Origin of the sequence: Zobellia galactanivorans (assembly GCF_000973105.1) — a bacterium.
Lineage (GTDB): Bacteria > Bacteroidota > Bacteroidia > Flavobacteriales > Flavobacteriaceae > Zobellia > Zobellia galactanivorans.
On record NC_015844.1, the window covers coordinates 4015174 to 4040533 of the forward strand.

General features: G+C 43.4%; 16 protein-coding genes. 9 read left to right on the forward strand and 7 right to left on the reverse strand.

The window, feature by feature from the left end; all coding sequences use genetic code 11:
* Positions 1 to 15: 15 nt before the first annotated feature.
* The 5 genes from ZOBGAL_RS16420 to ZOBGAL_RS16440 form a co-directional block, all read right to left on the reverse strand.
* Positions 16 to 480 (reverse strand): molybdopterin cofactor-binding domain-containing protein, encoded by a 465-nt coding sequence (locus tag ZOBGAL_RS16420; RefSeq protein ID WP_013994822.1) that lies wholly within the window; start codon positions 478 to 480, stop codon positions 16 to 18.
* Positions 458 to 598, reverse strand: a complete 141-nt coding sequence (locus tag ZOBGAL_RS23420) for a (2Fe-2S)-binding protein (protein ID WP_013994823.1) — start codon at positions 596 to 598, stop codon at positions 458 to 460. The genes ZOBGAL_RS16420 and ZOBGAL_RS23420 overlap by 23 nt, the downstream gene beginning before the upstream one ends.
* Before the next feature lie 237 nt (positions 599 to 835).
* Entirely contained in the window at positions 836 to 1264 is a 429-nt protein-coding gene (locus ZOBGAL_RS16430) for a DUF1801 domain-containing protein (protein ID WP_013994825.1), read from the reverse strand.
* A gap of 170 nt (positions 1265 to 1434) precedes the next feature.
* On the reverse strand, positions 1435 to 1950 hold the full coding sequence (locus tag ZOBGAL_RS16435; RefSeq protein ID WP_013994826.1) for a DUF5004 domain-containing protein: 516 nt from the start codon (positions 1948 to 1950) through the stop codon (positions 1435 to 1437).
* 198 nt (positions 1951 to 2148) lie between these two features.
* On the reverse strand, positions 2149 to 3027 hold the full coding sequence (locus ZOBGAL_RS16440; RefSeq protein ID WP_013994827.1) for a DUF808 domain-containing protein: 879 nt from the start codon (positions 3025 to 3027) through the stop codon (positions 2149 to 2151).
* 717 nt (positions 3028 to 3744) lie between these two features.
* Between ZOBGAL_RS16440 and ZOBGAL_RS24070 the strand changes: the two genes are divergently transcribed.
* From ZOBGAL_RS24070 to ZOBGAL_RS16485, 9 genes are all read left to right on the forward strand, one after another.
* Positions 3745 to 3930, forward strand: a complete 186-nt coding sequence (locus tag ZOBGAL_RS24070) for a hypothetical protein (protein WP_353939107.1) — start codon at positions 3745 to 3747, stop codon at positions 3928 to 3930.
* Positions 3931 to 4096: 166 nt separating this feature from the next.
* Complete coding sequence (locus tag ZOBGAL_RS16450) at positions 4097 to 5332, forward strand: ROK family transcriptional regulator (RefSeq protein ID WP_013994829.1); 1236 nt, start codon at positions 4097 to 4099, stop codon at positions 5330 to 5332.
* Between the two features lie 55 nt (positions 5333 to 5387).
* Positions 5388 to 7244, forward strand: a complete 1857-nt coding sequence (locus ZOBGAL_RS16455; RefSeq protein WP_013994830.1) for an arylsulfatase — start codon at positions 5388 to 5390, stop codon at positions 7242 to 7244.
* A 32-nt stretch (positions 7245 to 7276) separates the two neighbouring features.
* Positions 7277 to 8686: a sulfatase family protein gene (locus ZOBGAL_RS16460; protein WP_013994831.1), complete on the forward strand. Its 1410-nt coding sequence runs from the start codon at positions 7277 to 7279 to the stop codon at positions 8684 to 8686.
* Between the two features lie 212 nt (positions 8687 to 8898).
* The gene (locus ZOBGAL_RS16465; protein ID WP_013994832.1) at positions 8899 to 11943 is read left to right on the forward strand and encodes a M64 family metallopeptidase; all 3045 of its coding nucleotides are present in this window, start codon (positions 8899 to 8901) and stop codon (positions 11941 to 11943) included.
* Positions 11944 to 11990: 47 nt separating this feature from the next.
* The gene (locus ZOBGAL_RS16470) at positions 11991 to 13562 is read left to right on the forward strand and encodes a sulfatase family protein (RefSeq protein WP_013994833.1); all 1572 of its coding nucleotides are present in this window, start codon (positions 11991 to 11993) and stop codon (positions 13560 to 13562) included.
* Between the two features lie 12 nt (positions 13563 to 13574).
* Complete coding sequence (locus ZOBGAL_RS16475) at positions 13575 to 14384, forward strand: sialate O-acetylesterase (RefSeq protein ID WP_013994834.1); 810 nt, start codon at positions 13575 to 13577, stop codon at positions 14382 to 14384.
* Between the two features lie 193 nt (positions 14385 to 14577).
* Positions 14578 to 17751: a SusC/RagA family TonB-linked outer membrane protein gene (locus ZOBGAL_RS16480; RefSeq protein ID WP_013994835.1), complete on the forward strand. Its 3174-nt coding sequence runs from the start codon at positions 14578 to 14580 to the stop codon at positions 17749 to 17751.
* A 10-nt stretch (positions 17752 to 17761) separates the two neighbouring features.
* A complete protein-coding gene (locus tag ZOBGAL_RS16485) occupies positions 17762 to 19480 on the forward strand; it encodes a RagB/SusD family nutrient uptake outer membrane protein (RefSeq protein ID WP_013994836.1) in 1719 nt (572 codons plus the stop codon).
* Positions 19481 to 19549: 69 nt separating this feature from the next.
* Here ZOBGAL_RS16485 and ZOBGAL_RS16490 read toward each other — a convergent pair whose 3' ends face one another.
* Together ZOBGAL_RS16490 and ZOBGAL_RS16495 are read right to left on the reverse strand one after the other, a co-directional pair.
* Complete coding sequence (locus ZOBGAL_RS16490) at positions 19550 to 20983, reverse strand: sulfatase (protein WP_013994837.1); 1434 nt, start codon at positions 20981 to 20983, stop codon at positions 19550 to 19552.
* Between the two features lie 142 nt (positions 20984 to 21125).
* Complete coding sequence (locus ZOBGAL_RS16495) at positions 21126 to 25250, reverse strand: hybrid sensor histidine kinase/response regulator transcription factor (protein WP_013994838.1); 4125 nt, start codon at positions 25248 to 25250, stop codon at positions 21126 to 21128.
* Positions 25251 to 25360 lie beyond the last annotated feature (110 nt).

The following is a 25360-nucleotide window of genomic DNA, read 5'->3' on the forward strand; positions in this document are numbered from 1 at the left end:
TCTGTATTTTCTTTATCAGGATAGTTTTAGGGGGAGTTGCAGCAAACGTTTCCCTGTCAAACGAAAAACGGCATTGGCCACGGCAGCGGCGATAGGCCCCAAAGGTGGTTCGCCCACGGGGCCCGGGCGGTCTCGCCCTTGTAGCAGTACTACATCTATTTTCTTAGGGGCGTGTTTCATCAAGGCCATTTCGTACGGGCCGTAAATGGTAGGTTGCAAGGAGCCGTTTTCAACGTACATCTGTTCGTGTAGGCCGGCACTGATTCCCATAATAATGGCACCTTCACATTGCGCCCTCACTTGGTCGGGATTGACGGCGATTCCGGGGTCGAGGGCACAGGTTACCTTATGCACCTTGATCTTTCCATCTTCAATCGATACCTCGGCGACTTGGGCACAGGGTGTTCCACTATCAATGGATGCGGCAAGCCCCATGGCACGACCGTTCACGGCCTGGTCAACATAACCCGCCTTTTCCACAGCGGAACTTGGTGCCTTTTAAACCGATAATATCCCGTATTACCCACAAGAGAGGGGTATTTTCATCGGTAAGGTCAACAGAACGTTCTTCATTGTTGAGCTTGAATTCTAGGGTCATAACTTTTGTTTTGTTTAAGGCAGCTTTAATGGGGTATACTTTTCCCCTCTTGAATCGTTTGGCAGGGTATAAGATGATTTGGGGTTTCTTTTTTGCCGTGCTGTTGACCGGTAGGGATACGGTTCTTAAATATAGGGCTCCAAAGGCGAGTTATCAAAAAAATAAAACATTCTTATTGGAAAATGTTACGGAAAATAGCTTAAAGCACCATTTGTGCTGCCAGAAGTACGTTTGAGGCTATATGCCTAGGGTTGGCAATTTCTTTACCTTGTGATAGGTCAGTGCCGCCGTGATGCAATGGGTCAATATTTCGGTTGGGAGTTCGGCATCCAATTTAAAAACCAGGGCGCGTTTGCCCTCATAGTCCAGCGACTCGTTAAAGATTGCCTTAAAGGTTTCTACCAATCTGCTGGTACATTTAAAATAAAGGGCATATTGATCGGGCGATTTGGCTTTCCAATCCATGCGTAGCGTGCTGCCAATGGAGGTAAGGTAGCTCGGTTCGCCCCATTTTAGGGTTTCTTCCAAATGGGTGATGCCCTCAATGCCTTTGGCCGTGTCGATTACTAATTGCCGTAAGGCCAACATTTGGGGTCTTACCGAACTTGGGTAGGCGTCAAAAACAGCGGCTACTTCGGGGGCGGTTTTGAGTTGGAAGTCTGTCATAGATTGAACCTTTGGCCCCTAAATTACAATTTACAAAGCTAAAGCCTTCATTTTTGTGTGAAAATCAGAGATCTAACTTGGGTGTAAATAAGGTGTAAAACAAATTTGCCGACCAAGGGATTTCCTTGATCGGCAAAAACCTCGTTGGCACAGTTGAGGAGTATTTTGGTTTATTGGGCCGTGTAGGTAAAGGTGACTTTAGCCTGAACGACCTTGCCGTCTATGTCTTGTATGTTGAAGGTGTCGGTAAATGAAAACTCCGATGCGTCATCTTTAATGTTCAGTGAAATGTTCTGAACGATACAGGCTCCGACTAGGCTCAGTACTTCGCCGGTAAGTTTCCAGGTACCACTTAGAGTAGCCTTGTTGTCGCAATCTTCGGCGACATGACTCTGCTTGTAGGTGTAGGAGCGGTCACTGCCAAAGGTATAAGAGGCGTCTTTTTGGCAATCTTCGTACTGGGCAAAGAGGTCTTTTATGGGGTTGTCTTCTTCGTCATCGGTCAGGTCTACTTCCGTATCGGCCATCATACCGGTAAGAACCCAGTCCCCTTGCATTTTTTCCTCACTTGCGGCCAAGGCTCCCGTATAGTCTTCGGGGCATTCAATATCGTTGTCAGAGTTACATGCGGTAAACAGTGTGGTGACGACCGAAGCGGTAAGCGCAAAAAATAGGTTTCTTTTCATAAAATATAGATTATTGGTTCGTTAGCTAGATACTTGAAAAGTAAAAAGGTTGCGAGCTAGGATTGTTAAAAATGGAGAATACGATGGCGATCGACATACAATATCGGCTAGGGAGGCTAGGGTATCATTGCCTTTTGAAAAGACAAAATTCCACCGCTGAAGAAATGAAAAGCAAAGACCGGCAAGGCTTGGGCCGTCTTATTTTCGTTTAAAGAGGCTTATGACCTTACTTACCAGTTTAACGACGACCAAGACCACAAAACCTACGCCGAGGCCTACCAAGAATTCTTTGATAATGCTTGGAAGCTCGGGAAGGAGGTCGTGAAAGAAATGAATGTTATGGGCAAAAATACCTCCAGCGACCAACAAGAGTGCAATAGTACCGATTACCGATAAACTCTTGATGACCCATGGCAGGGCATTGACCAATAACCTACCGACGTAGTCGGAGAAACTATCGTCCCTTTCGTTAAGGTTGATGAGTCGTAGTCCGAATTCATCCATACGAACGATCAAGGCTACTATACCGTAAACCCCGATGGTAGCGATCAAGGCAATTAAGGATACTACGGGAATCTGTATGGAAAGTGGTTCTTCGGCAACCGAGCCCAAGGCAATGATCACAATTTCTACGGAAAGTATAAAATCGGTAACAATGGCCGCCTTTACCCTTTCCTTTTCCAAGGCCAATATGTCGGCTTCGGTAAGGTTCAGCATAGAGGCCTCGTGTTCTTCGTGGCGGTGTGGAACAAAGATTTCGTAGATTTTTTCGGCACCCTCATAGGCAAGGTAGAGTCCCCCTAAGACCAAGGCAACGATTATGGCCGATGGCAGGAATGCACTTAATAGGAAGGCGATAGGCAGAATAATAAGCTTGTTCAGCAAAGAACCTTTGGAGATAGCCCAGAGTACGGGTATTTCGCGACTTGACATAAAGCCGGAGGCCTTTTCGGCGTTTACCGCCAAATCATCACCTAGAATACCGGCCGTTTTCTTGGCCGTAATTTTACTCATGGCGGCAACATCGTCCATAAGTGTAGCAATATCATCTAGTAAGGCGAAAAATCCGGAAGCCATAATTCAAGGGTACTTTTAATTAATGATTCTGTTTTATTCTATTGACCGGTTTCTAGATTCTAGGATAAAGGCCCAAATCGGGAATGGGTGAATTAGGCTTCCTAAAATCTTAAAGTCCAAAAATCTTAAAATCCATCCAATAATCAATACTATTCTTATAGTATATATAAAATATTTTAGAATTGATGTTGATTTTTTTTCAACTCAAAACCATAAGGAAGGGAATTTGGGCCCTGTTTTTACATGGAAAAAAGGGGGTAAAGTAGGAATTGGGAATTACAGGGGCGCGTGCTCAGTTGAGGAAAATTATTGATATGGAAAATAAAAATCAGCATCACCTTATTTCAAAGGGATGAGGCGATTATATATGATTTTAAAACTATCTTTGTAAAATAACTATAATAAGTTTTTTTAGATTTGTTTCAAATCATATGAAATTAGTTATATTGAGCTATATTTAGGTGTGAACTATCTTTTTTGTGCAATTTTTGCACAAAAATAGGGTAAAATTGTTTTTTAAGTATTTATGAAATCAATTTTAATATCTTTGGTTTGTACGTGTAAACATAAATTTTGAATCATAGTTTTTGATTTTTAAGCGGTAAGAAGGCTGGATGTATGGAAAAGTGGGGGAAGTGTAAAAAGGGCGATAGTGCCGATGATATCGCTTCTCAGACTAGGTTAGGTAAAGAGTTAAAAGGAATTTAGAAAATAATCATTAAGCCTTCCGAGACAAAATCCGTACATTTTACGGTCGATTCCGAAATGTTGGAATTTACAGGGTTGAATATGGACAAAACGATAGAAACCGGAAGTTTTACCTTTATGCTAGGAGCTCTTCGGAAGAAGGACTTAGCGGTAATTTTAGGTTTGATAAGAATAAAATGGAAACATAAAATGTAGGCGAAAGGAACTTTGTGTTTTTTTAGATAACAACCGACCCTCACGTTTATGGGGAGAACAGTAAAAGAAATAAGCCTATAGTCTAAAAAAAACACATATGGAATAGAGTCTTTGGGCATTTTCTGATGTAATGTTTCAAAGGAAAAAATAAAAGGTAGTGTAAAGAATGAAAAAGGAATATTCAAAAATGGATGTAAGTCTCTTACATCTTGCAAATAAAAAAGTGGTCTTGCGCCTTATAAAGGATCACGATGAAATTAGTCGTTCCGTTTTGGCCAAAAAATCGGGATTGACGCCTCCGTCCATTACGCGTATAGTAGATGAGTTGATTACCAAGGACCAATTGGTGAAAAGCTTAGGGGTAGGGGATTCCAGTGGGGGGCGCCCCCCGCTGATCGTTAAATTCAAAAACCAAAACAACCTTATTATCGGTATAGATTTGGGAGCCACTTATATTAGGGGATGTCTGGTCGATTTGAACGCCAATTTTATTTCTGAAATCCAGGTGCCTACCGAGCTGGAAAAAGGGTTTTACAGCATCATCGATAAGATGATAAAGGTGGTTAATAAGCTTAAGGCCCGTAAAGAACCCGATGCCAAAATCTGGGGTGTTGGAATAGGGGTGGCCGGTCTGGTCAATAGCGAGACGGGTATAATAGAATCTTCCCCTGATTTTCAATGGTCTCATATCGACCTAAGAAAAGAGCTGGAAGACCAAATGGATCTGCCTTTCTTTTATGATAATTCCACCCGCCTTATGGCCTTGGGTGAATTGAAAATGGGACTAAAGAGCCATCAAAAGAATTTTGCGGTAATCAATATTGGGTACGGAATTGCTTCCGGTCTAGTAGTAGAGGGCAACCTGTTAAAGGGTTACTCGGGTTTTGCTGGTGAGTTTGGACATATTTCCGTAGATACGGATAGCGAGGTACAGTGTAAATGTGGGATGTACGGTTGCTTGGAAGCATTGGCCTCGGGTCGGAGAATAGCTAGTTTGGGTAAGCTTGCCTTGGCCAATGGGAGTTCTGGGCTCTTGGAAAAACTGAGCATGGGCAAGGAAGAATTGATAACGGCCGAGCTCGTGGCAAAGGCCGCGAAAAAAGGAGATGAAGCTTCCTTGAAAATATACGAAGAGGTTGCCGAGTACCTCTGCAAGGGTATCGGTACCATAGCGAACCTGTTGAATCCGGAAACGGTGTATGTAGGAGGTGGGGTTTCGTTGAGCGGCGACCTGTTGTTTGATCTTATAGAGAAAAAAAAGGGCAAATATTTATTGCCCGCCAGTTCAAATGTAGCGATAAGGCCTTCTACTTTTGGAGACCAGGCAACTTCGATAGGGGCGGTATCCTTAATATTGGAAAAGGTGCTGAACCTAGAATTATCCTCTTTGGAGGAGGGGTAAATTGGGGCTGACCTTCCCCTTTATGTTTTGATTTATACATATATATCTGATACAAATGCGCAAAAGGAATTCAAATTACATAGTGACGGCTGTTTTGGCCGTCATTTTTTTTAGCTGTAAAAACGAGAGTAATACCCCAAAAGACATAGTGGCGGCAAAAAGGCCGAATGTCATCTTGATCATGACCGATGATCAGGGGTACGGAGATTTGGCATGCCACGGTAGTCCCTACGTTAAAACCCCGGCACTCGATTCCTTGTATGCGGAGAGCGTTCGCTTTACGGACTTCCATGTGGATCCATCCTGTTCGCCTACTCGGGCGGCTATTTTAACGGGGAACTATTCGGCTAGGGCCGGAGTATGGCATACCATAGGGGGGCGATCATTGTTAAAAGAAGGTATGGTCACCATGCCCGAAGTGTTTGCTTCCAACGGTTATGAGACCGCTGTGTTCGGTAAGTGGCACTTGGGTGAGAATTACCCGTTTCGACCACAGGATAGAGGGTTTAAAGAGGCTATCGTGCATGGTGGTGGTGGCATAGGACAGGGGCCTGACTACTGGGGCAATGATTATTTCGATGACACCTATAAACACAATGGGAAGTTTGAAAAGTACGAGGGCTATTGTAATGAAGTGTGGTTCGATCAGGCAATTGAATACATAGATGAAAATAAGGAAAATCCATTTTTTTGCTATTTGACCACCAATCTGCCCCACGCTCCCCTTCATGTTGATGAAAAATACGTAGCGCCATACAGGGGCGAGGTTTCTGACCGTTTGGCCAATTATTACGGTATGGTCGATAATATTGACGAAAACGTTAAAAAATTGTTAAATAAAATTGACGAGGTAGGGCTTAAAGAGAACACGATCGTCATATTCATGACGGATAATGGCCCCTGCCCTTGGTTTGGGGGAGTGGAAATGGATTTTGATACCGGCTATATTGAAGAGGGCTATACGGCGGGTATGAGGGGAGCGAAAATATGGGGTTATGAAAATGCCCACCGTGTACCATTTTTTATGCGTTGGCCCAATGGGGGCATTTCTGGCGGTAAAGATGTCGATGCCATAGCTGCCCATATCGACATCATGCCCACATTGATTGATCTCTGTGATTTGACCACGGACAGTGGGTTGAAGCTGGATGGTCGTAGTTTGGCGCCGATCCTGAATAAGACCATTGATAAATGGCCTGATGAGCGCAAATTGATCGTGCAAAACCAACGGGTGGAATATCCGGTAAAAGATAAGGAGTACCAAGTTCTTACAGAGGAATGGCGATTAGTGAAAAGGGAAAGGAATGAGCTATATGATATTAAAAAGGATCCCGAACAGAAACACGATGTGGCCCATGAACATCCTGAGGTGATAAAAAGATTGTATGCCGATTATGAAGCTTGGTGGAACGATGTTTCCGTAGGTTTTGATGAATATGCTAAAATCCATATCGGCAACCCTAGTGAAGACCCCGTAGGGATGTACGCTCACGATGCACATAGCAGAAACGGAAAAAAGATATGGGTGGTCGATGTTGAAAAAGCGGGCACCTATGAAATACGGCTCAATCGATGGCCTGAAGAGTCGGGAAAAAGGATCGTAGAAAATAAATCGGGAAATGCGGAAGTAGCGGTTACGGATGCTTGGTTGAAGGTAGGGAATATAGAACGGCGTAAAAAGGTGGATAAAGATATGACCACCGTTACGTTTAATGTGGATATAAATGCGGGAACGACCTGTATAGAAACAGCGTTCCATATGCCGGAAGAGGGCAAGACCTTGGCGACCCAATGTATGTATGTGAGCTACCTAGGAGGGCTTGGTGAAGATGACCTGAATACCTATGTGGCTTCAGATCCAGATGAGATTTTGAAAAAGGGATACGAGCAAAACGTAATACCCTATGATTGATATTTAATTCGAATTTTACTTAAAACGATAGTATGGGGAAATTGGGCATGGCAATAATAACTACGGCAGGAATCGCCTTTTTGTTCGGATGTAACGACCGTCCTCAAAAGGAAGCTGTTAGTGCAAAGGTAGGGAAGCCCAATATCATATTTGTTCTTACGGATGACCAGCGATGGGATGCTTTGGGGTTTGCGGGCAATACTATTATAAAAACCCCGAACATGGATAAATTGGCCCAATCTGGAGTTTATTTTAAGAACGCCTTGGTAACTACCCCCATTTGCGCCGCCAGTCGCGCTACCATACTTACGGGACTTTATGAGAGAACCCACGACTTCAATTTCGGGAAACCGAAATTGAATAATGGCTATATGTTAGAGAGTTATCCCTACCTTCTTAAAAAGGCAGGGTATAGAACGGGACTTATCGGTAAGTTTGGGGTGAAGGTCAATGAGGGGATTGAAGATTCTTTGTTCGATGTCAGTATCAAAACCTTTTGGCCGTATTTAAGGGAAGTAGATGGAAAGCAAGTCCATTTGGCCGATATGAACGGGAATCATGCCATCGATTTTATTAAGGAAAGCAAAGACCAGCCGTTTTGCTTATCCCTTTCCTTTTGGTCTCCCCATGCTGATGATGGCGCCAAGGAACAATACTTCTGGCCAGCATATGTAGATAGTCTGTATGTGTCGGACCATATTCCCGTTCCCGATACGGCCGACCCGAAATTCTTTGAGGCCTTGCCGGAGTTCATGAAGAAATCAATGAACAGAAAGCGATGGTATTGGCGATATGATACCCCCGAAAAATTCCAGGAAATGGTCAAGGGCTATTATCGTATGATCAGTGGCGTCGATAGTGTTCTTGGTAGAATTAGGGCTACGCTCGAAAAGGAAGGTTTGGCCGATAATACCATTATCGTGCTGATGGGAGACAACGGATACTATTTGGGAGAACGTGGTTTTGCGGGTAAGTGGCTTATGCATGAACAATCCTTGCGCGTGCCCTTGGTGATTTATGATCCGAGACAACCCGAAAACCTTCGGGGGAAAACCTTTGATGAGATGGTTTTGAACTTGGATATCGCACCAACCTTATTAGATTACGCCGATGTGGGCATACCGGAAAGCTACCAAGGGAAAACGCTAAAAGGTTTTACCGATGGAGATGTCGAAGATTGGAGGACTTCAGCTTTTTTCGAGCATCAAAGGGAAGGGGAGTCCTTATTGCCCAAAACCGAAAGCTTTAGGGATGAGACCTATAAATTCATCCGCTATGAAGGCGCGCCCGATTTTATAGAGTTTTACAATTTTAGGGAAGATGTGAGCGAGGTGCATAACTTGGCCTTGGATCCTGATTACGCAGAACTAGTGGAACTGTATGCTAAAAAATGTGATTCGGTTATTCAGGGCTTGATGGCAGATCGTATCGTAGGGAAGTAAGCTTCCTTATATCTGTAAGAAAAAAATGTTATAAACTAATATTAACCTTGCAAATCTGCTTTGTGATTGAAGCCGGACTCATATGTCCATACTTTGGTCGAACTATCAAAATAGTATCATTTACGGGTAATTTTGTTGTGCAATTTTAACATTTTTATAACTAAGTTTACACTTTTTAAAGGCATTTTAATATCCTAGGAATCCAGCTAAATATGATGAAAGGTTTATTCAGCACTATTATTTTTATTGTCGGTTTTGTGTCACTTGCCTATACGCAATCTAGTGAGGACGGTAAATGGAATGACGAAGCTATAGATAAGCTCATTGCCGAATCTGAGTTGATTCCTATACAGATTACAGGGGACAAGGATAATAGGATCAATATTGTTATTATGAACCAATGGACTGCTGCCGATGAAGCTCCTTATAATAGTCCTGATATGAGAGGCGAATTCGTAAAGGATATTGAGGAATCTATGGTAGCTGCCTTGACCTACGGCGATGAAAGGGCGCAAACCGCCTATGCCAGTTACAAAGAATTTTTTAATGTCTACGGATTGTGGGCGCCTTCTGTTCCCGAGTGGAAAAAGGGTATCGATAGGGAAACCGTAGATGCCATTCGTGACAAGTTATTTCTACCTTGGAAAAATGAGCACAGGGGCTGGGTGACCTTTCTAGTTATGCCTAACAGGGACAAGGGGGGCGGTGGCGCGGCAAGAAACCTTGAAGAAAGGGTTGGTACGGCCGTGATTGCCGGGAATGGCATAGGGAAAATGTTACATGAGATCTCACATACCTGTATGAGTTTGGGGGATGAATATACTACGGCCGCGACGGGCACGGGAGCTTTTCCGACCTATGCGGCCGATTTAAATTATGAAAGGGAGAAAATCAAATGGCGAAAATGGATCGACCCGGAAACGCCACTTCCCACACCCTATGAGGAAGAATATATCGATAAAGTAGGTGCTTTTGAGGGGAACCAATATCATTTGGTAGATTACTACCGGTCTACGGCCCAAGGCTGTATCATGGGGGCAGGCGTGTTCGATAATACCGAAGAAATGTGTCCTGTCTGTAACCAAAGGGTCTCTATGCGGGTCTATGATTTGGTCGATCCCGTAAATGGCTTTAGTCCTTCGGAAACCTCCATTGAAATAGAGGGTGTACAGAAAATGCATTTTTCTGTGGACCACATTGTGCCAGAGCCGAATACCCAGGTCGCCAGATGGTTTTTAAATGGGAAACTGATTGCCGAGGGGGTAGATGGGATAGACGTAGAGCTTGGGAAAATTGCCCGTTACGAGCTGGTTTGCTCTATAAGCGATGAAACGGAATATATCCGTCCTGATCCACCTTTTTCTAGATTTCCAAAGTTTGAGGTAAGGTGGGAAATCAGTTCTAAATCGGCCCCAACGAAGGCTTCACCATTGGTTGTAAAACTTTCCAAAACGCCTGTTTCTGGAGAAAAAACAGTATGGAATATTACATCGGATATTTCTGGAGGCGTGCCTCCATATAGTTATCAATGGTCTGACGGAACAACAGGGCCCACTTTGAAAGATAGTGGCCTGGGTATATACGAATTGACCGTTACCGATAGTGAGTACAGGACTGCAACGTCTGGTATCGATATTTATGCCGGTGGCCTCGCTTCAAAGACCAAGAAGTCAAAATCTAAAAAACGAAAGAAAAAAAATGAAATCAGTGTCGGGTGTAATATAAAGGCATCGGACATAGGTAAGGCTAACGGTATGCTTGCCATTAGCCCTTCGGGAGGCAAGGCTCCCTATACGGTATTGTGGAAAAAGGGAAAATACCAATACGGTTCGCCGTGGGTGTATGAGTCGGAGAACGCAACTATTACTGATGCGGAGTATACGGTCAAACATCTTTTTAGTGCCAGCAACAATACTTATGTGGACTTAAAAGGGAACGAAGGTTCGGTTTCTTGGGAAGTGAAAGTAGCCAACAGCGGGATATATCCTGTAGATATTATCTATGCGGGTATTTTTATGAAAGGCTCTTCGGCAAAGCTGATGGTCAATGGGGTCGAAGAAAAGGAATCGGTTCATTTCAATCAAACCCGGCCGCTCTATACCGGTTGGGATGTGGCCACCGCCAAAGTGTTTTTAAAGGAAGGAATAAATACGGTGAAGCTTTTCTCCAATGGGGAATCGCTTCCTAATCTCGATTATTTACGGGTCCCGACGCGTGTCGAGGCCATATCGGTTTCCGGCAACGAAAGAATCGGTCTTGCGCCTGGCACCTACGAATATGTGGTCATGGATAGTGAATCGAACACTGTCGAAGGTGTAGTCGTACTTCCCGAAACCTATCCTTTTAAAATAAGCGATATAAGTGTAGAAAATACTTCGGAGGGCACCGTAGGTATAGCTAGTCCGGTTAACGGATATACCTATAAATGGTATGCTAAAGATGCCCCACAGGTAAAGTTGGAGCACTATGAAAAGCCTTTGGGCGTCGGTAATACCTTTCGTGTGCCGCATAAGGGTACTTTTTATGTGGCCGCCTATAACGAGGCTACCAATGCGGAAAGTAGCAATAGAATTGGGTTTGCGGTAGGTGATATTGCCGATAGGAGAGAGGTGCGGATTACTCCGGAAGAATTAGGGGAGGATGCGATAAAGTTATGGTTCGATTCAAGCGATATAGACGGAAACGGCAAACCCGATGAAGAAAACCCGGATCGCGGGCCGGTCAAGAGTTGGGAAGACAAGTCCATTCGAAATGGCTACGAACTTTTTATGAAATACGAACCCAATGCCCTGAACGGAAAGGGTGTGGCGGCATTTGACCACGTGTGGGTTTCTATAATGAAAGAGGAAGTTAAAGAATACCAGACCATAGTATTGGTCTATAAAGAGGGCAGTGTTTCTTTTCCGGGAACTAGCTTGTTTAGAGGGTTGAACGCTTTTATTGGAAGGAGTAGCGATGTTAAGAAATCACTTTTCGACCTTGATGCGGTAGATGATAGAACAAAGAAGGGGCAGGTCTTTCTAAATGGAAAGAAAGTGGATCCGTTCACGACCCCCAACCCCATGGAGTTCTGCATCCTAACAGTGGAATTAGCCTCTCCTTCCGATGTTCCTTTGGCCCGTACCGAAGGCTTGTGGGAAGGGGCCATTGCCGAAATGATATTGATCGACAGAAAATTATTGGATTGGGAACGAAAAGGTCTTGAAGAATATTTGAGGCGAAAATGGTTCGCTATGGTCGATATCAAATTTGAATAAAACGAAGACAATAACTCATACTAGAATAATAATTTAATCCACTTAAAATGTCAAAATCGATAACCTCCTTAACCGTTCTGAGTATCGGCCTTGTTCTGTCGGCCTTCCTAGCGAGTTGTAAAGACAAAACTACAAGCCCTGAAACACCGGGACCTCCGAACATTGTGTATATCATGACCGATGACCATGGGTACCAAGCGATAAGTGCGTACAATGGCGGCTTGAACGAAACCCCGAACATTGATAGAATTGCCAACGAGGGTATAAAGTTTACAAGAAGCTTCGTTACCAATTCCATATGTTCTCCGAGTAGGGCGGTAATGCTTACGGGGAAGTTCTCTCATTTAAACGGACAGCAAATCAATAGCCAACGTTTTGACGGAAGCCAGATGACCTTTCCAAAGCTATTGCAGAAGGAAGGATATCAAACGGCGATGATCGGAAAATGGCACTTGGGAAGTGATCCTACCGGTTTTGATTACTGGAACATTCTTCCAGGTCAAGGGGATTATTATAACCCCGACTTTATTGAAATGGGTGAAAAGTCGGTGGTGGAAGGATATGTAACATCGCTTATAACCAAGTTTAGCCTTGATTGGTTAAAAGGTAGGGATGAAAAGAAACCCTTTGCTCTATTGATGCACCACAAGGCGCCACATAGATGTTGGATGCCCGATCTTAAGTATTTGGAAAAATACAATGATATTAAATTCCCCCTTCCCGATAACTTTTATGATGCGTATGATAATAGGACGGCCGCTGCAGAGCAGAAGATGCACATCAAAGATTTTGATTTGGTGAACGACTTAAAAATGTATGATAAGGAAGGGGAATTCGATACCTCGCTTCGTAAGTTCTTTGAGAGTCAGATCAACCGTATGAACCCTGAACAAAGGGCCGCATGGGACAAGGCATATGATAAGGAAATTGCGTATTTCAAAGAGGCCAAGCTAACGGGCAAGGAATTGATGGAATGGCGCTACCAAAGGTATTTGGAAGATTACTTGCGCTGTATAGCCTCCGTAGATGACAGTGTGGGTGAGATATTAGATTACCTAGAGGAAAACGGATTGGCAGAAAACACCTTGGTCGTTTACACTTCTGATCAAGGTTTCTATCTAGGGGAACACGGTTGGTTCGATAAGCGGTTCATGTACGAGGAGTCTTTTAGAACGCCTTTGGTAATGAAGCTTCCATCACGATTTAAGGCAAACGCCAGTGTGGATCAATTGGTACAGAATATTGATTATGCACCAACCTTTTTAGATTTGGCAGGTGTTGAAATACCAGCGGATATGCAAGGGAAGTCATTGCTTCCATTGGTAGGGGAAAATGGCAATGGAGAATGGCGCGATGCTTTGTACTACCATTATTACGAATATCCAGGGCCACATTCCGTCAAAAGACATTATGGGGTGCGAACCGATAGGTACAAGCTTATACATTTCTATAACAATATAGACCAGTGGGAGCTCTATGATCTTCAAGAAGATCCTGCCGAAATGAATAATCTGTACGGTGATGAATCATACACCCAAATACAGGCCGAATTGCACGATAAATTAAATGAGCTTAGGGTACAGTACAAGGATACCGCAGCTGTAGAAATGGCAGAATAGGGAAGACCTTACATGGAAATCACCAGATACATACACGTATTTTTTTTATCCCTCATAGGCTTTAGCGGCCTAGGTCAGGAAAATCAAGAATTGCCCGTTAAGGTTTTTATTCTTGGGGGGCAATCGAATATGGACGGTACCGGTAAGTCTGAAGACTTGCCGGAAAAATACCGAAGCCATCCCGATGAGGTTATGATCTGGGACAATAAAAAGGAGAAGTGGGTGTCGTTGGGAACGGACTCTTTTTCGGAGCGGAGGAAGTTTAAATTTGGACCGGAAATCGCTTTTTCCCACCTAATGGCAAAGAAGTTTCCAAATCACACCATCGCTATCGTCAAGACTTCAGGGGGTGGGACCAAATTATGGAAGCATTGGTTACCTGGCCAGCCCATGTATACACGGTTCCTTAAGAACATGGACAATGCCTTGCAAAACCTGAAGGGCCAAGGAGTGGCCTATGAAGTATCCGGGATGCTCTGGATGCAAGGTGAATCTGATGCGGAGACCTTGGAGTGGGCAAATGCTTATGAAGAAAATTTAAAGGTGCTTTATAAGGATGTCCGAAAGGAAACCGGCAAGAAAAACCTGCCTATAGTCATGGGCAGAATCTCTATAGGCCTTTTGAGAAAGACCCCTTGGAACTTTGATCATACAGAAGTAGTGCAGGCGGCCCAAGATAAGGTGGCGGCAGAAGACAAAAATGTTTTTATCATAAATACGGATAAGCTTGAGACATTAAACGATAACACCCATTTTAATTCAGAGTCGAATATTTGGCTAGGTGAAAAGATGGGGAAGTTAATGTGGAAGGCCCTTAAATAGGCTTTAAGCCTGGTTTTTGGACTTCTGCCGGAATACTTTTTAAAGTTATATTAAAAAGACGTACAAAAATTGCGGGTTTATCCCTGGGAGTGAAAAATAATATGAATAACACATCACTAAGCTAAATCATGAACTATGTAAATAGAAAAAAGAGAAGTTTTAAGTAACCAAGTAATCACCAAATTTCAATAAAATGAAAAAAGAAAAACAAATTAAAAGCTGGGTAAGGCTCTGTGGAGTAACCCTTGTATTCCTATTCGGGACTATAGGAATTATGGCCCAAACGGTAACGGGAACCGTCACAAGTATAGACGGCCCACTTATTGGGGCCAGTATCGTTGAGAAAGGAACCGTAAATGGATCACAAACAGATTTTGACGGAAACTTTGCCATTAATTTATCGGGGACAAGTACCACCCTGGTCATATCCTATATTGGCTTTTCTACAAAAGAAGTTTCGGTAGCCGGTAAAGAGTCGATTATCGTTGAACTAGAAGAAGATGCGGCAAGTTTGGAAGAAGTCGTAGTAGTTGGATATGGTACCAAGAAAAAGGTAAACTTAACAGGGGCCATATCGGTTTTAGACGAAGAGGTCTTAGAGGCAAGACCTGTAGCGAATGCCCAACAGGCCTTGCAAGGTGCATCACCGGGCTTACAGATAACCCAATCTGGGGCAACAGGCGAACCGGGTGCGGATATGAATATGAATATTAGGGGCTTGACCTCCTTGGAAGGGAATAGTTCGCCCTATATTCTAGTGGATAACATCCCTATGGGGATCAATGATATCGACCCAAGTGATATAGCCAGTATTTCTGTGTTAAAAGATGTAGCGGCCTCCGCTATTTATGGGGCACGGGCAGCATATGGGGTGGTATTGATCACTACGAAAAGCGGAAAAAGTAATAAAGGGGTAAATGTTTCCTATTCTACCAATTACGCGATCACATCTATGTTGAACATGCCGCAAAATGCAGATGCGCTTTCTTTTGCACATACCATGAACCATGCGAGTATCAATGCAGGGGGAAGTGGGTATTATGACGATGCCGCACTTGCCAGAATAGAACAAAATATGGCTTCTCCCGGAAGCGCTCCAGAAGTGCTTGCCACTCCAAATGGTTTGAGCTGGGACTTGGGGGTTGACGGACTTAACGCTTCGGCGGCTACGGATTGGGAATCGATATTCTTTAATAAATCCGGGTCTAGAATGAAGCATAACCTCAATATAACAGGAGGTAGCGAGAACCTATCCTTTTACTTGTCAGGAGGACTCTATGAAGAGGACGGATTGTTAAAACAAGGAGACGATTCTTTTAACCGGTACAATATAGATGCGAAAATCAGCGCTAAGCTGGCTCCATGGGCCGACCTATCTTTTTTGGCCAAGTACAAATACGAAGAAGAGGAATACCCCGAACAAGTTTCGGGAGGCAGGTCCTTTATTATGTTGTTGATGACAAGGCTTAAGCCGACCAAACCGGCGTACTATCCTGGTACGGAAGTATGGACCGGTAGAGTGGGGGAGCAAGAATTGCATCGGTCATATAACAAAGAACGTCAGATCATTTTATCGCCTAGGTTGACCCTTAAGCCTTTTAAGAACTGGACGACCAATATAGAGTTGAATTACAAGACGAACGACAATCGTTTGACTTCGGAATTTCCAACTATAGCTAGTGCGGTACCCGACGGTTCGGGAGGGTCTATCATAACAAGTTCCAGTCAAGAGAACACAGGGTATAACTCTACGATGTATTCCAATACCTATCTCTCTCCGAACATATATACGGAATATACACGAAGCCTAGGGAAGCACAATTTTCTCGTCTTAGGGGGATATCAACAAGAAACCTATAGGTATTTTAACCTGTATGCCTCGGCAAAATATCTACTGACTGATGCCATACCGTCTATCAATACCGCGGTAGGTGAAAAAACTATTTTTGACGGTAAAGGCCATTGGTCTACTCAAGGATTCTTCGGAAGGTTCAGCTATAATTTTGATGAGAAATACCTTTTTGAAATGAATCTAAGGAGAGACGGATCCTCACGGTTTGATGAAGACAATAGATGGGGTACTTTTCCATCGGTCTCCGCAGGTTGGGTAGTTTCAAAGGAAAACTTCTATCCGTTTAAGGAACAGATCGAGTTTTTAAAGTTTAGGGGATCTTATGGTTCAATAGGAAACCAAGACGTTGATAACTATCTATACGTACCCACAATGCCGATCTCTGAATCTGGCTGGTTATTTGGGGGAGAACGATTATGGACGGTCGGAACACCGAATCTTTCTAGTGTCGATTTAACCTGGGAAAAGGTCAGTACCCTAGATTTTGGTCTAGACCTACGTGCTTTGAACAATAGGTTGGGTTTTACGTTTGATTGGTACCAGTCAAAAACCAGTGACTTAGTCGGTCCTGGTCAAGCTGTACCTGCCATATTAGGCACAAGTGTACCAAAAACCAACGGAGGTGAAGTCACTACTACGGGTTGGGAAGTGGAGCTTTCATGGCAAAATAGTTCTAAGGACTTTTCCTATGGATTCAGGGGCGTTCTATCTGATTACCAAAGTGAGATAACCAGCTATAACAATCCGACCAAGATTTTGAGCAACTATTATGAAGGTCAAATGCTCAATGAAATATGGGGATTGGAAACAGCCGGTCTTTTTCAGTCAGATGAAGATGTAGCGAATTGGGGCGTTGATCAATCTTTTCTGTATTCAGGTGCTTTTTTACCGGGCGACGTAAAATATGTCGATCAAACAGGTGATGGTGCCATAGATATAGGTGACAATACAAAAGATAACCCTGGCGATAGAAAAATTATCGGTAACAGTACCCCGAGATATCAATTTGGATTCAGTGCTAACGCCTCGTATAAAGGATTTGATTTTTCCTTCCTGATTCAAGGTGTAGGCAAAAGAGATTTGGATTTAAGGGGCTTGGGTACGTTTAGAGGGCCGGCCAACGGACCATTACATGCCAATGTATACGAAGAGCACCTAGACTTCTGGCGCGATGACACTAGTCCGTTAGGCGCTAATCCCGATGCTTATTTTGCGAATCCGTATTCACAATTTACCGGTCAGAACAATAAAAATTATGGGTATGCCACCACGCGTTACCTTCAAAACGGGGCATATGCGCGATTAAAGAATATGCAAATAGGCTATACGCTTCCACGAGGTACGGGTAAAAAGAAATTACCTAAAACCAGAATATACATTTCAGGCGAAAACCTTTTGACCTTTACAGATCTTATGATTTATGACCCAGAAGCCTTTAATGGGAGAAACAGCCGTGTAGGTGACCAGTATCCGTTGAGCCAAGTATATTCATTGGGCTTAAATATTAACTTCTAAAAATATAAAAATGAAAAATATATATTATATACTCTGGATAGTTATTATTGGGTTGTTTTTTAACTCTTGTGAAGAAGAAGACCTATTGGATAAAACCCCACTAGATCAGATATCGGATACCGACTTTTGGCAAACCGAGGGCGATTTACAACTGTATTTGAATAATCTCTACGGAACTTTTCCGGGTTGGGCCGGAGCCGGTGCGGCACCGTCCCCAGATGTGGGTACCGATATCGTCATAGAATCACAAGAGTGGTTTGGCGCTTCGTCGACCACTAGATTAGATGGTACCCTTAACGTTCCTGGTTCTGGTGGAGGATGGAGTTGGTCTAACGTACGTAGGGTCAACTATTTTCTTGAGAACGCAGAGCGTGTAGAAAGCGGTGGTCTTGTAGACCATTATAAAGGTGAGGGCTATTTCTTTAGGGCTTGGTTTTATTTCAGCTTGCTACAAAATTTTGGAGACCTACCTATTATTACCGATGTAGTTGGGATTGAAGATGAAAGCCTTCTGTACGGGTCAAGAAGCCCGAGAACGGAAGTGGCCAACTTTATTTTGGAAGACCTGGATAAGGCAATTGCCATGATGAAGACGGCTTCCGATGTGGGGCCTTCAAGGTTGAATAAAGACATAGCGGCCCTTTTTAAGGCAAGGGTAGCCCTGTACGAGGGTACTTGGGAAAAATACCATCAAGGCACCACCTTTGCCGGTGATACCAATGGAGCCGGTTTTATACAGCAAGCGGCGGAAGCGGCCAAAAGTGTTATGGATGATGGCAATTATTCCTTGGATACGGGTGATGTAAACGATGCCTATTATAATCTATTCGTTCAGACCGATTATAGCGGTAATCCCGAAGTAATGTTATACAGGCACTACGATTATTTGACCTATAACATTCAAAATTCACTGTGGAATCAACCGAATGCACATGGTATGACCCGTGAAATGACAAAATACTATTTGGCTTCAGATGGTCTTCCTATATCCGTAAGTCCGAATTTTGAAGGCGATGTTACCCTTGATGAAATTCAAGTGAACCGCGACCCAAGGCTGGCACAGTCCGTTATGGCCCCCGGAGACCTAGATTTTATCGCGGTCAATGGAGATTCCATCGCTTTTAGCGTTCCGATAATGACACGTAACCCAACGGGGTATGCCATTGAAAAATGGAGGTCTAAAGAGCTGTTCGAAGAATTGAATAATCAACGGACAAGGGATATTGGTTATATCATCTTCAGATATGCGGAAACCCTTTTGATCTATGCGGAAGCTAAGGCCGAATTGGGCACCCTAACCCAAACGGATGTTGATATGAGTATTAATCAGCTAAGGGCCAGGGTCGGTATGCCGGATTTGGTCATCAATGCCATTACCCCCGATCCAGAGTGGCCAAACTACGGTTATACCCTACCGGACTACTTGTATGAGATCAGAAGGGAACGCGTAGTAGAGCTATTTGGCGAGGGTAACCGATTGGCAGATTTAATGCGATGGAGAGCGCATACCTTGTTTGTGGGGACACGCCCTACAGGTACGACCTATACTGCGGATATCGAGGCGGAATATCCAGCCCTGTTTACGAATGAAGAGGGTTTTCTTGATCCTTTTATTAACTATTTGGATGGTGGGGCATACGGCTTTAACCCTGAAAGGGATTACCTATTGCCATTACCGACCAATGAACTTACGTTAAACCCTAATTTGACCCAAAACCCGAATTGGTAATTAGTTTTTTTATTGATTAGAGCAAAACCGGTTCCCATTTGGGGCCGGTTTTTTTATGGTAAAAGTGGGTTATGGTTTTTTGGTAGGCTCGTATGCGGGGTTGACCTGTGTAGGAATTGGTGCATGGGTAGCGGTGCGCCATTTTTTTAGTTCATCGTACATCTGCTGTGTCTTTAACGGATTTTGTTTCGCTAGATTGGTCGTTTCGCCTATATCGGTTTTTAAATTATAGAGCTCTAGGGCTCCGTCTTCAAAGTACTCGTGTAACTTCCAATCCCCAGAAATGATGACCGAACCGGGGCGTGTTCTAAAAAGGGAATCCCTGGCTTGATCTTTCAATCCGCTATATTTTTGAAGGTATATTGGGAAATGAAAATAAAGCTGTCGTTCGGCGGCCCCTTTTCCGTATAGAACGGGCTCAAGGTTTATACCGTCGAGAAATTCGGCCTTTCTTCCGGGGGTAGCAATGCTTTGAAGCGTGGGATAAAAATCTAAATGGCTCACCGGTGCGGTCGATATGGATTGTGCCTGGATCTTTCCCGGCCATTTAATGATCAAGGGAACGCGAATGCCCCCTTCGTAATATGAGCCTTTTCCGGCACGTAGGGGACTTTGTTCGGAGATAGCCCGAATCCCTCCATTGTCCGAAGTGAAAATGACAAGGGTGTTGCCTTCCAGGCCATTTTGTTTAAGGGCCTTCAAGAGTTTGCCTACATTTTGGTCCATAGCGTACACCATAGCGGCATAATCTGGCCTGTTTTGTCCATTTTGACCGGCTTTCGCTTCAAACTTGGCCACCAGTTCCGCTTTGCCCATAATGGGGGTGTGTACGGTGTAATAGGGCATATAAAGGAAAAAAGTACTGTCTTTGTACTTCTCTATATATCTTATGGCCTCATCGGTCAACCTATCGGTTAGGTATTCGCCATTTTTGCCATTGGTGATATGGTCTATATTGTACGGTGAAAAGTATCCGCCCTTGCCGGGGTTTCCCCTTCCGCTTCCTCCAATATTAACATCTATACCTTGGGTGCCGGGATCCTTGCCTACATGCCATTTGCCAAAGCTTCCGGTGACATAGCCGGCCGATTTGAGCATTTGGGGCAAGGTGAAAATAGTGTCGTTGAGATGATCGGTATTTTGGATCGGAACGAGTTTTCGCGTTTTTATATGCCCACGGTCGGATGGGCTCACCGTATATACGCCATGCCTAGGCGTGTTCAGTCCTGAAATAAGGCATGCCCTACTGGGAGCGCAGTTTGCGGCGCCCGCATAGGCATTATAAAAAACCATGCCTTCGGCGGCCAAGGCGTCTAGGTTGGGCGTTTCGTAATAGGTGCTTCCCATAAAACCCACATCCTTATACCCTAGGTCGTCTATGTTTATAATAACGATATTTGGTTTTTTCTGTACTGGATCGGCGATTTTTACAGGTTTGCACGATTGAAAGGCCAATAGGGCCGGGAGAACAATATATAGTATTTTATAAGTGCGGGCGTTCATGTTTTGGTATGGATGTTAGAAGAGGTTCGTATGCTTCCCGATATATTCGAAGGCTAAAAGTATTCCCCTTTCAACGATTATATAGGGGTGTAATGCTTCGTTAAGGGGATACGGATGTTGCGTTTTTGGGTAAAGGTCGTTGTTATTTGGTCGGATCATTGTGCGGGGCTTCTACGCTAGTGTGGGTGTCCTTATAAAATTGCTTGGCGTATTCGGTAGGGCTCATTCCATATTCTTTGCTAAAACACTTGCTAAAATATTTCTGATTGCTGAAACCGGTCATATAAGCCACCTCTGAAATGTACATCTTATTGTTCTTCAATAGCTGTGCGGCACGTTTTAACCGTATTTGTTTGATAAAATTGACAGGGGTGTCATTGTTGATCGCCTGTAGTTTACGATAGAGATTGGCACGGCTCATACCCACTTCGGAAGCTAGGAACTCTACATTGAGCGAGCTATCGTCAATAAATTTTTCAATGACCTCTATAAGCCTTCGGATAAACTTTTCATCGTTGGAATCGACTTTCAGTTCAGACGGTTCGGGAGTGATTATCTTACTGTACCTGTCTTTTAAGTCTTCGCGTGAGCTAAAAGTGTTTTTTACCTTCCACTTTACAAATTCAAGGCTAAAAGGTTTTTCGATATAATCGTCGGCTCCCAGGCTAAGACATTCTATTTTGGTTTCTTCGGAATTTTTAGCGGTAAGCATAAAAATGGGAATGGTCTTGGTCTCAGTATTACCTTTTAACTTGCGTAGCATTGAGATGCCATCTTCTACCGGCATGAGAATATCGCATATGATCAAATCCGGTTTTTGGGACAAGCAGCTAAGGTATCCTTCCTGACCATTGCAAGCTTCAATGATATTAAAGTCGTCCTTTAGTTCTTCGCGCACCATAGACCTTAGGTCATTATTGTCTTCTACCAGCAGTACAAGGGGCTTTGTAAGGCTAGCTTCCATGGGAATGGATTCGAACTCGGAAGAAACTTCTTCGATAACCTGAAATTCGGAGTTTTTGATAAAATTTTTGGTAAGGGGGGTAGCCTTGTTGATCCGTTCTTTTTTATGGTACCTGTTTTTGTTGATGGGGAGATAAAATGTAAATTCGGTGAAAACGTTTTCTTCGCTTTCCACCTCTATGGTGCCGTAGTGTCTTTCCGTAAGTTTTTGTACCAGCTCCATACCAATACCGGTTCCTGGTATTTGATTACTGTAATTTTTGGTGGCTTGATAGTAACGGTCAAAGATTCGTGCTATATCTTCTTTAGGAATGCCTATGCCATTGTCCCTAACGCTACATTTGATATACTTGCCACTGCCTAATTTTTTATGGGAAAGGCTTTTGTCCTTGGCGGAAGCCAAACTCAAGCAAACCTTGATCTTTCCTTTTTTGGGAGTGTACTTAAAGGCATTGGACAAGAGGTTAAAAAGGATTTTCTCAAGAATGTCAACATCGTACCAACCGAAAATTTTGTCTTCTTCGCTAACGAACTCATAGTCGATTTCATAAATTTTGGCAAAGTCGTTAAATGCATTCTTGATAATTTCGATGTCTTTTACAATATCGTTCTTCGATATTTGAAGTTTGAGTTTTCCCTCATCGAACTTTCTGATGTCCATGAGTTGGTTGATGAGGCGGTGCATTCGCAAGGTATTGTTGTAGATCCGTTGCGAGGTAATGGGGCTTAAAGTAAATTTCTTGTCTTTTACCACTTTTTCGATGGTACCCAAGATAAGGGCCAAAGGCGTACGCAACTCGTGTGAAATATCGGTAAAGAACACCATTTTCATACGGTTCATCTCATTGTCTTTTTCACGGCTTACGGTTTCCGCTACCAGTTTCTTCTTCAGCTTATACCATCTTCTAATGACTGACCATGTCGTATATATGGAGATGATTAAAAGAAGAAGGTAAATAAGGTAGGCCCAGGTGCTCTTCCAATAGGGAGGGCTGATGGTAAAGCTAAATGTCGCCGGATTTTCGTTCCATACACCATCACTATTAGAGCTTTTTACCTTAAAAATGTAATTGCCCGGAGGCAGGTCGTTGTAATTGGCGTTGCGGTTAGAAGCTTGCGTATGGTGCCAAAAATCGTTTATACCCTCGAGTTTATAGGCGAATTTATTCTTGTTAGGGGCCGTAAAATCCAAGGAGGAGAATTCAAAGGCAATATTATTTCTGTTATGGGGCAATTTTAGACTGTCTGTGGTGTTGAGGAATTTTCGCGAATGGTTCTCATTGTTCTCCGTGTTTAAGCGGTCGAAATCCCCGAAAATGGTGTAATTCGTTATTATGGTGTGCGGCGCCAGCGAGTCTTTTTTGTAGTTCTGGGTGTTTACCGAAAAAAAGCCTCCGGGACAGCCAAAATAGATTTTTTCCTCTTCGTCTATGGCATATGAATTGAACATAAAATGGCTCTCGGTTACGCCATCTTCAATTCCGAAATTGACAAATTTTTCCTCCTTGACATCGAATCTGGAAATACCGTCCCTGGTGCTGAGCCATAAATTTCCAGAAGGATCCTTTGCAATGCTGGCAACGGTAGTAGAGGTGAGCCCTTCTTTTTTTGCATAGCTTTTGATGCTTTGTTCCTCAGCGTTGTAGAAGTTGAGTCCGCCGCCCCTAGTGCCTATCCATATATTGCCTTGCTCATCTTCGAATAGGCATAGAATGGCATTGGAGCTCAGTCCGTCTTCAAAAGATGGGTTGAATACCTTAATGTCTTCATCGATAAGGTTGATCTTGAACAGGCCGTCGCCCCGGGTACCGATCCATAGATTGTGGTTGTGGTCAAGGTGCATGACCGAAACATTTTTTCCGAACAACACGGAAACGGCCTTTCTCTTAAAGGCGTTCATGTTTTTTTCAGGAGTGACTATGTCTATTCCACCGCCCCAAAGTCCAACCCAAATTTCATCGTGGTTCAGGGGTACCATATCTCGAACGTTATAGTGGTATTTTTTTATGGTGTCGAACCGAATGTTATCAAGCTTGTTACTGTAATTTTTAGTGGTTAAAAGATAGTTGCCCTGTCCGTATAGTATTTCCTTCTGGGAATGGTCTTTTTTTACGATGCTGTATTCTTCATCGCTGGCGGCCAATAATTGTTTTTTTTTGGTTTTGAGGTTGAACCGGTACAGTCCGTCGTTGTCAAGGGTCATCAACATTAGGTTTTTACCGGTTTTTAACAAGGATTGCGTGAAGTTGTTGTTCTGGTTACTGTTGAACGTGGTATATCCAAAAATCAAGTTTCTATCAATGTGTTTCTTAATGCCTTTATTGGTGGCGACCCATAGATTATTGTAGCGATCTATGATCAAGGAGTTGATCCGGTTTTCGTATGGGGAGTTGTCCGTTTTTTGTTCTTCGGCCACATAGCTGAAAGAGTAGGAGTTGTTCGATCGTTGTCCTTTGTATAGGCCAGACCGGTTGCTGATCCATATGATTCCCGTGGTCGTGTCTTTTCGTATGGAGGTGAATTCGAATAGACCTTGACTTTTTTTAAAGCGATCTATTTTTTCCAGTATTTTTAGTCCGATACCGCCTTTTTGATATTCAAGAAGGAATAGACCTTCTTCCGTTGCGGCTAAAAAAGTGTTGTTTTCTGAAGGAACCAAAAATGAGACATCTTTGGGGAACCCCACATCTACCAGTATGTTTTCTTCGTTGAGCATTAAAATACCCTTAGGGGTAGCGAACCAAGCTCTACCAAAAAGGTCCTCGCAAAAATCGTTTATTCTTTTGTTGCTCGTCCAGACACTGTTTTTTTGTCGATAGTTGAGTTCTGTCTGAAATTTGATGCGGTCAAGGGCGAGATCGGGAGTGATTTTGACAATACCGGTATTCCGTAGATTGGCCCAAATGGCACCGTCATTTGACTTGCCTAGTACGGTACTGGTGTTGTTCTTATAGAAGCCTTTAAAGCTATTGGTCTTTCTGTGATAGCGTATCAAATAACTTTCACTGCCGATCCATAGGTTTCCGTAATCGTCTTCTATAATTGAATTGATACTGTTGTTGGGTATCGAGTTTTCGTCAAAAACATCGTATTGGTTTTCGACCATGGCGTGCCCATCATACCTATATAGCCCACTATCGGTACCTAGCCATAAATAGCCCAAGTGGTCTTCATAAATAACGTTGGTCTTTTTGTTAAAACGGCTATTGTTTATATGTAGGTCATGAAAATGCGTATTAACGTTCTGTGCGCTACAACCGGCCCAGTAAAAGATAAAAAGGAAGAGGGTAACGAGTGATTTCATACACAGGGTTTGGTAGGGGCAGTTTTTTGGTTTTTCCACTATATAAGCACTTGATTGAACGTAGAATACGGGTTTCACGGTGTTTTTAAAGGCTGTTTTTTGGTTGTTTA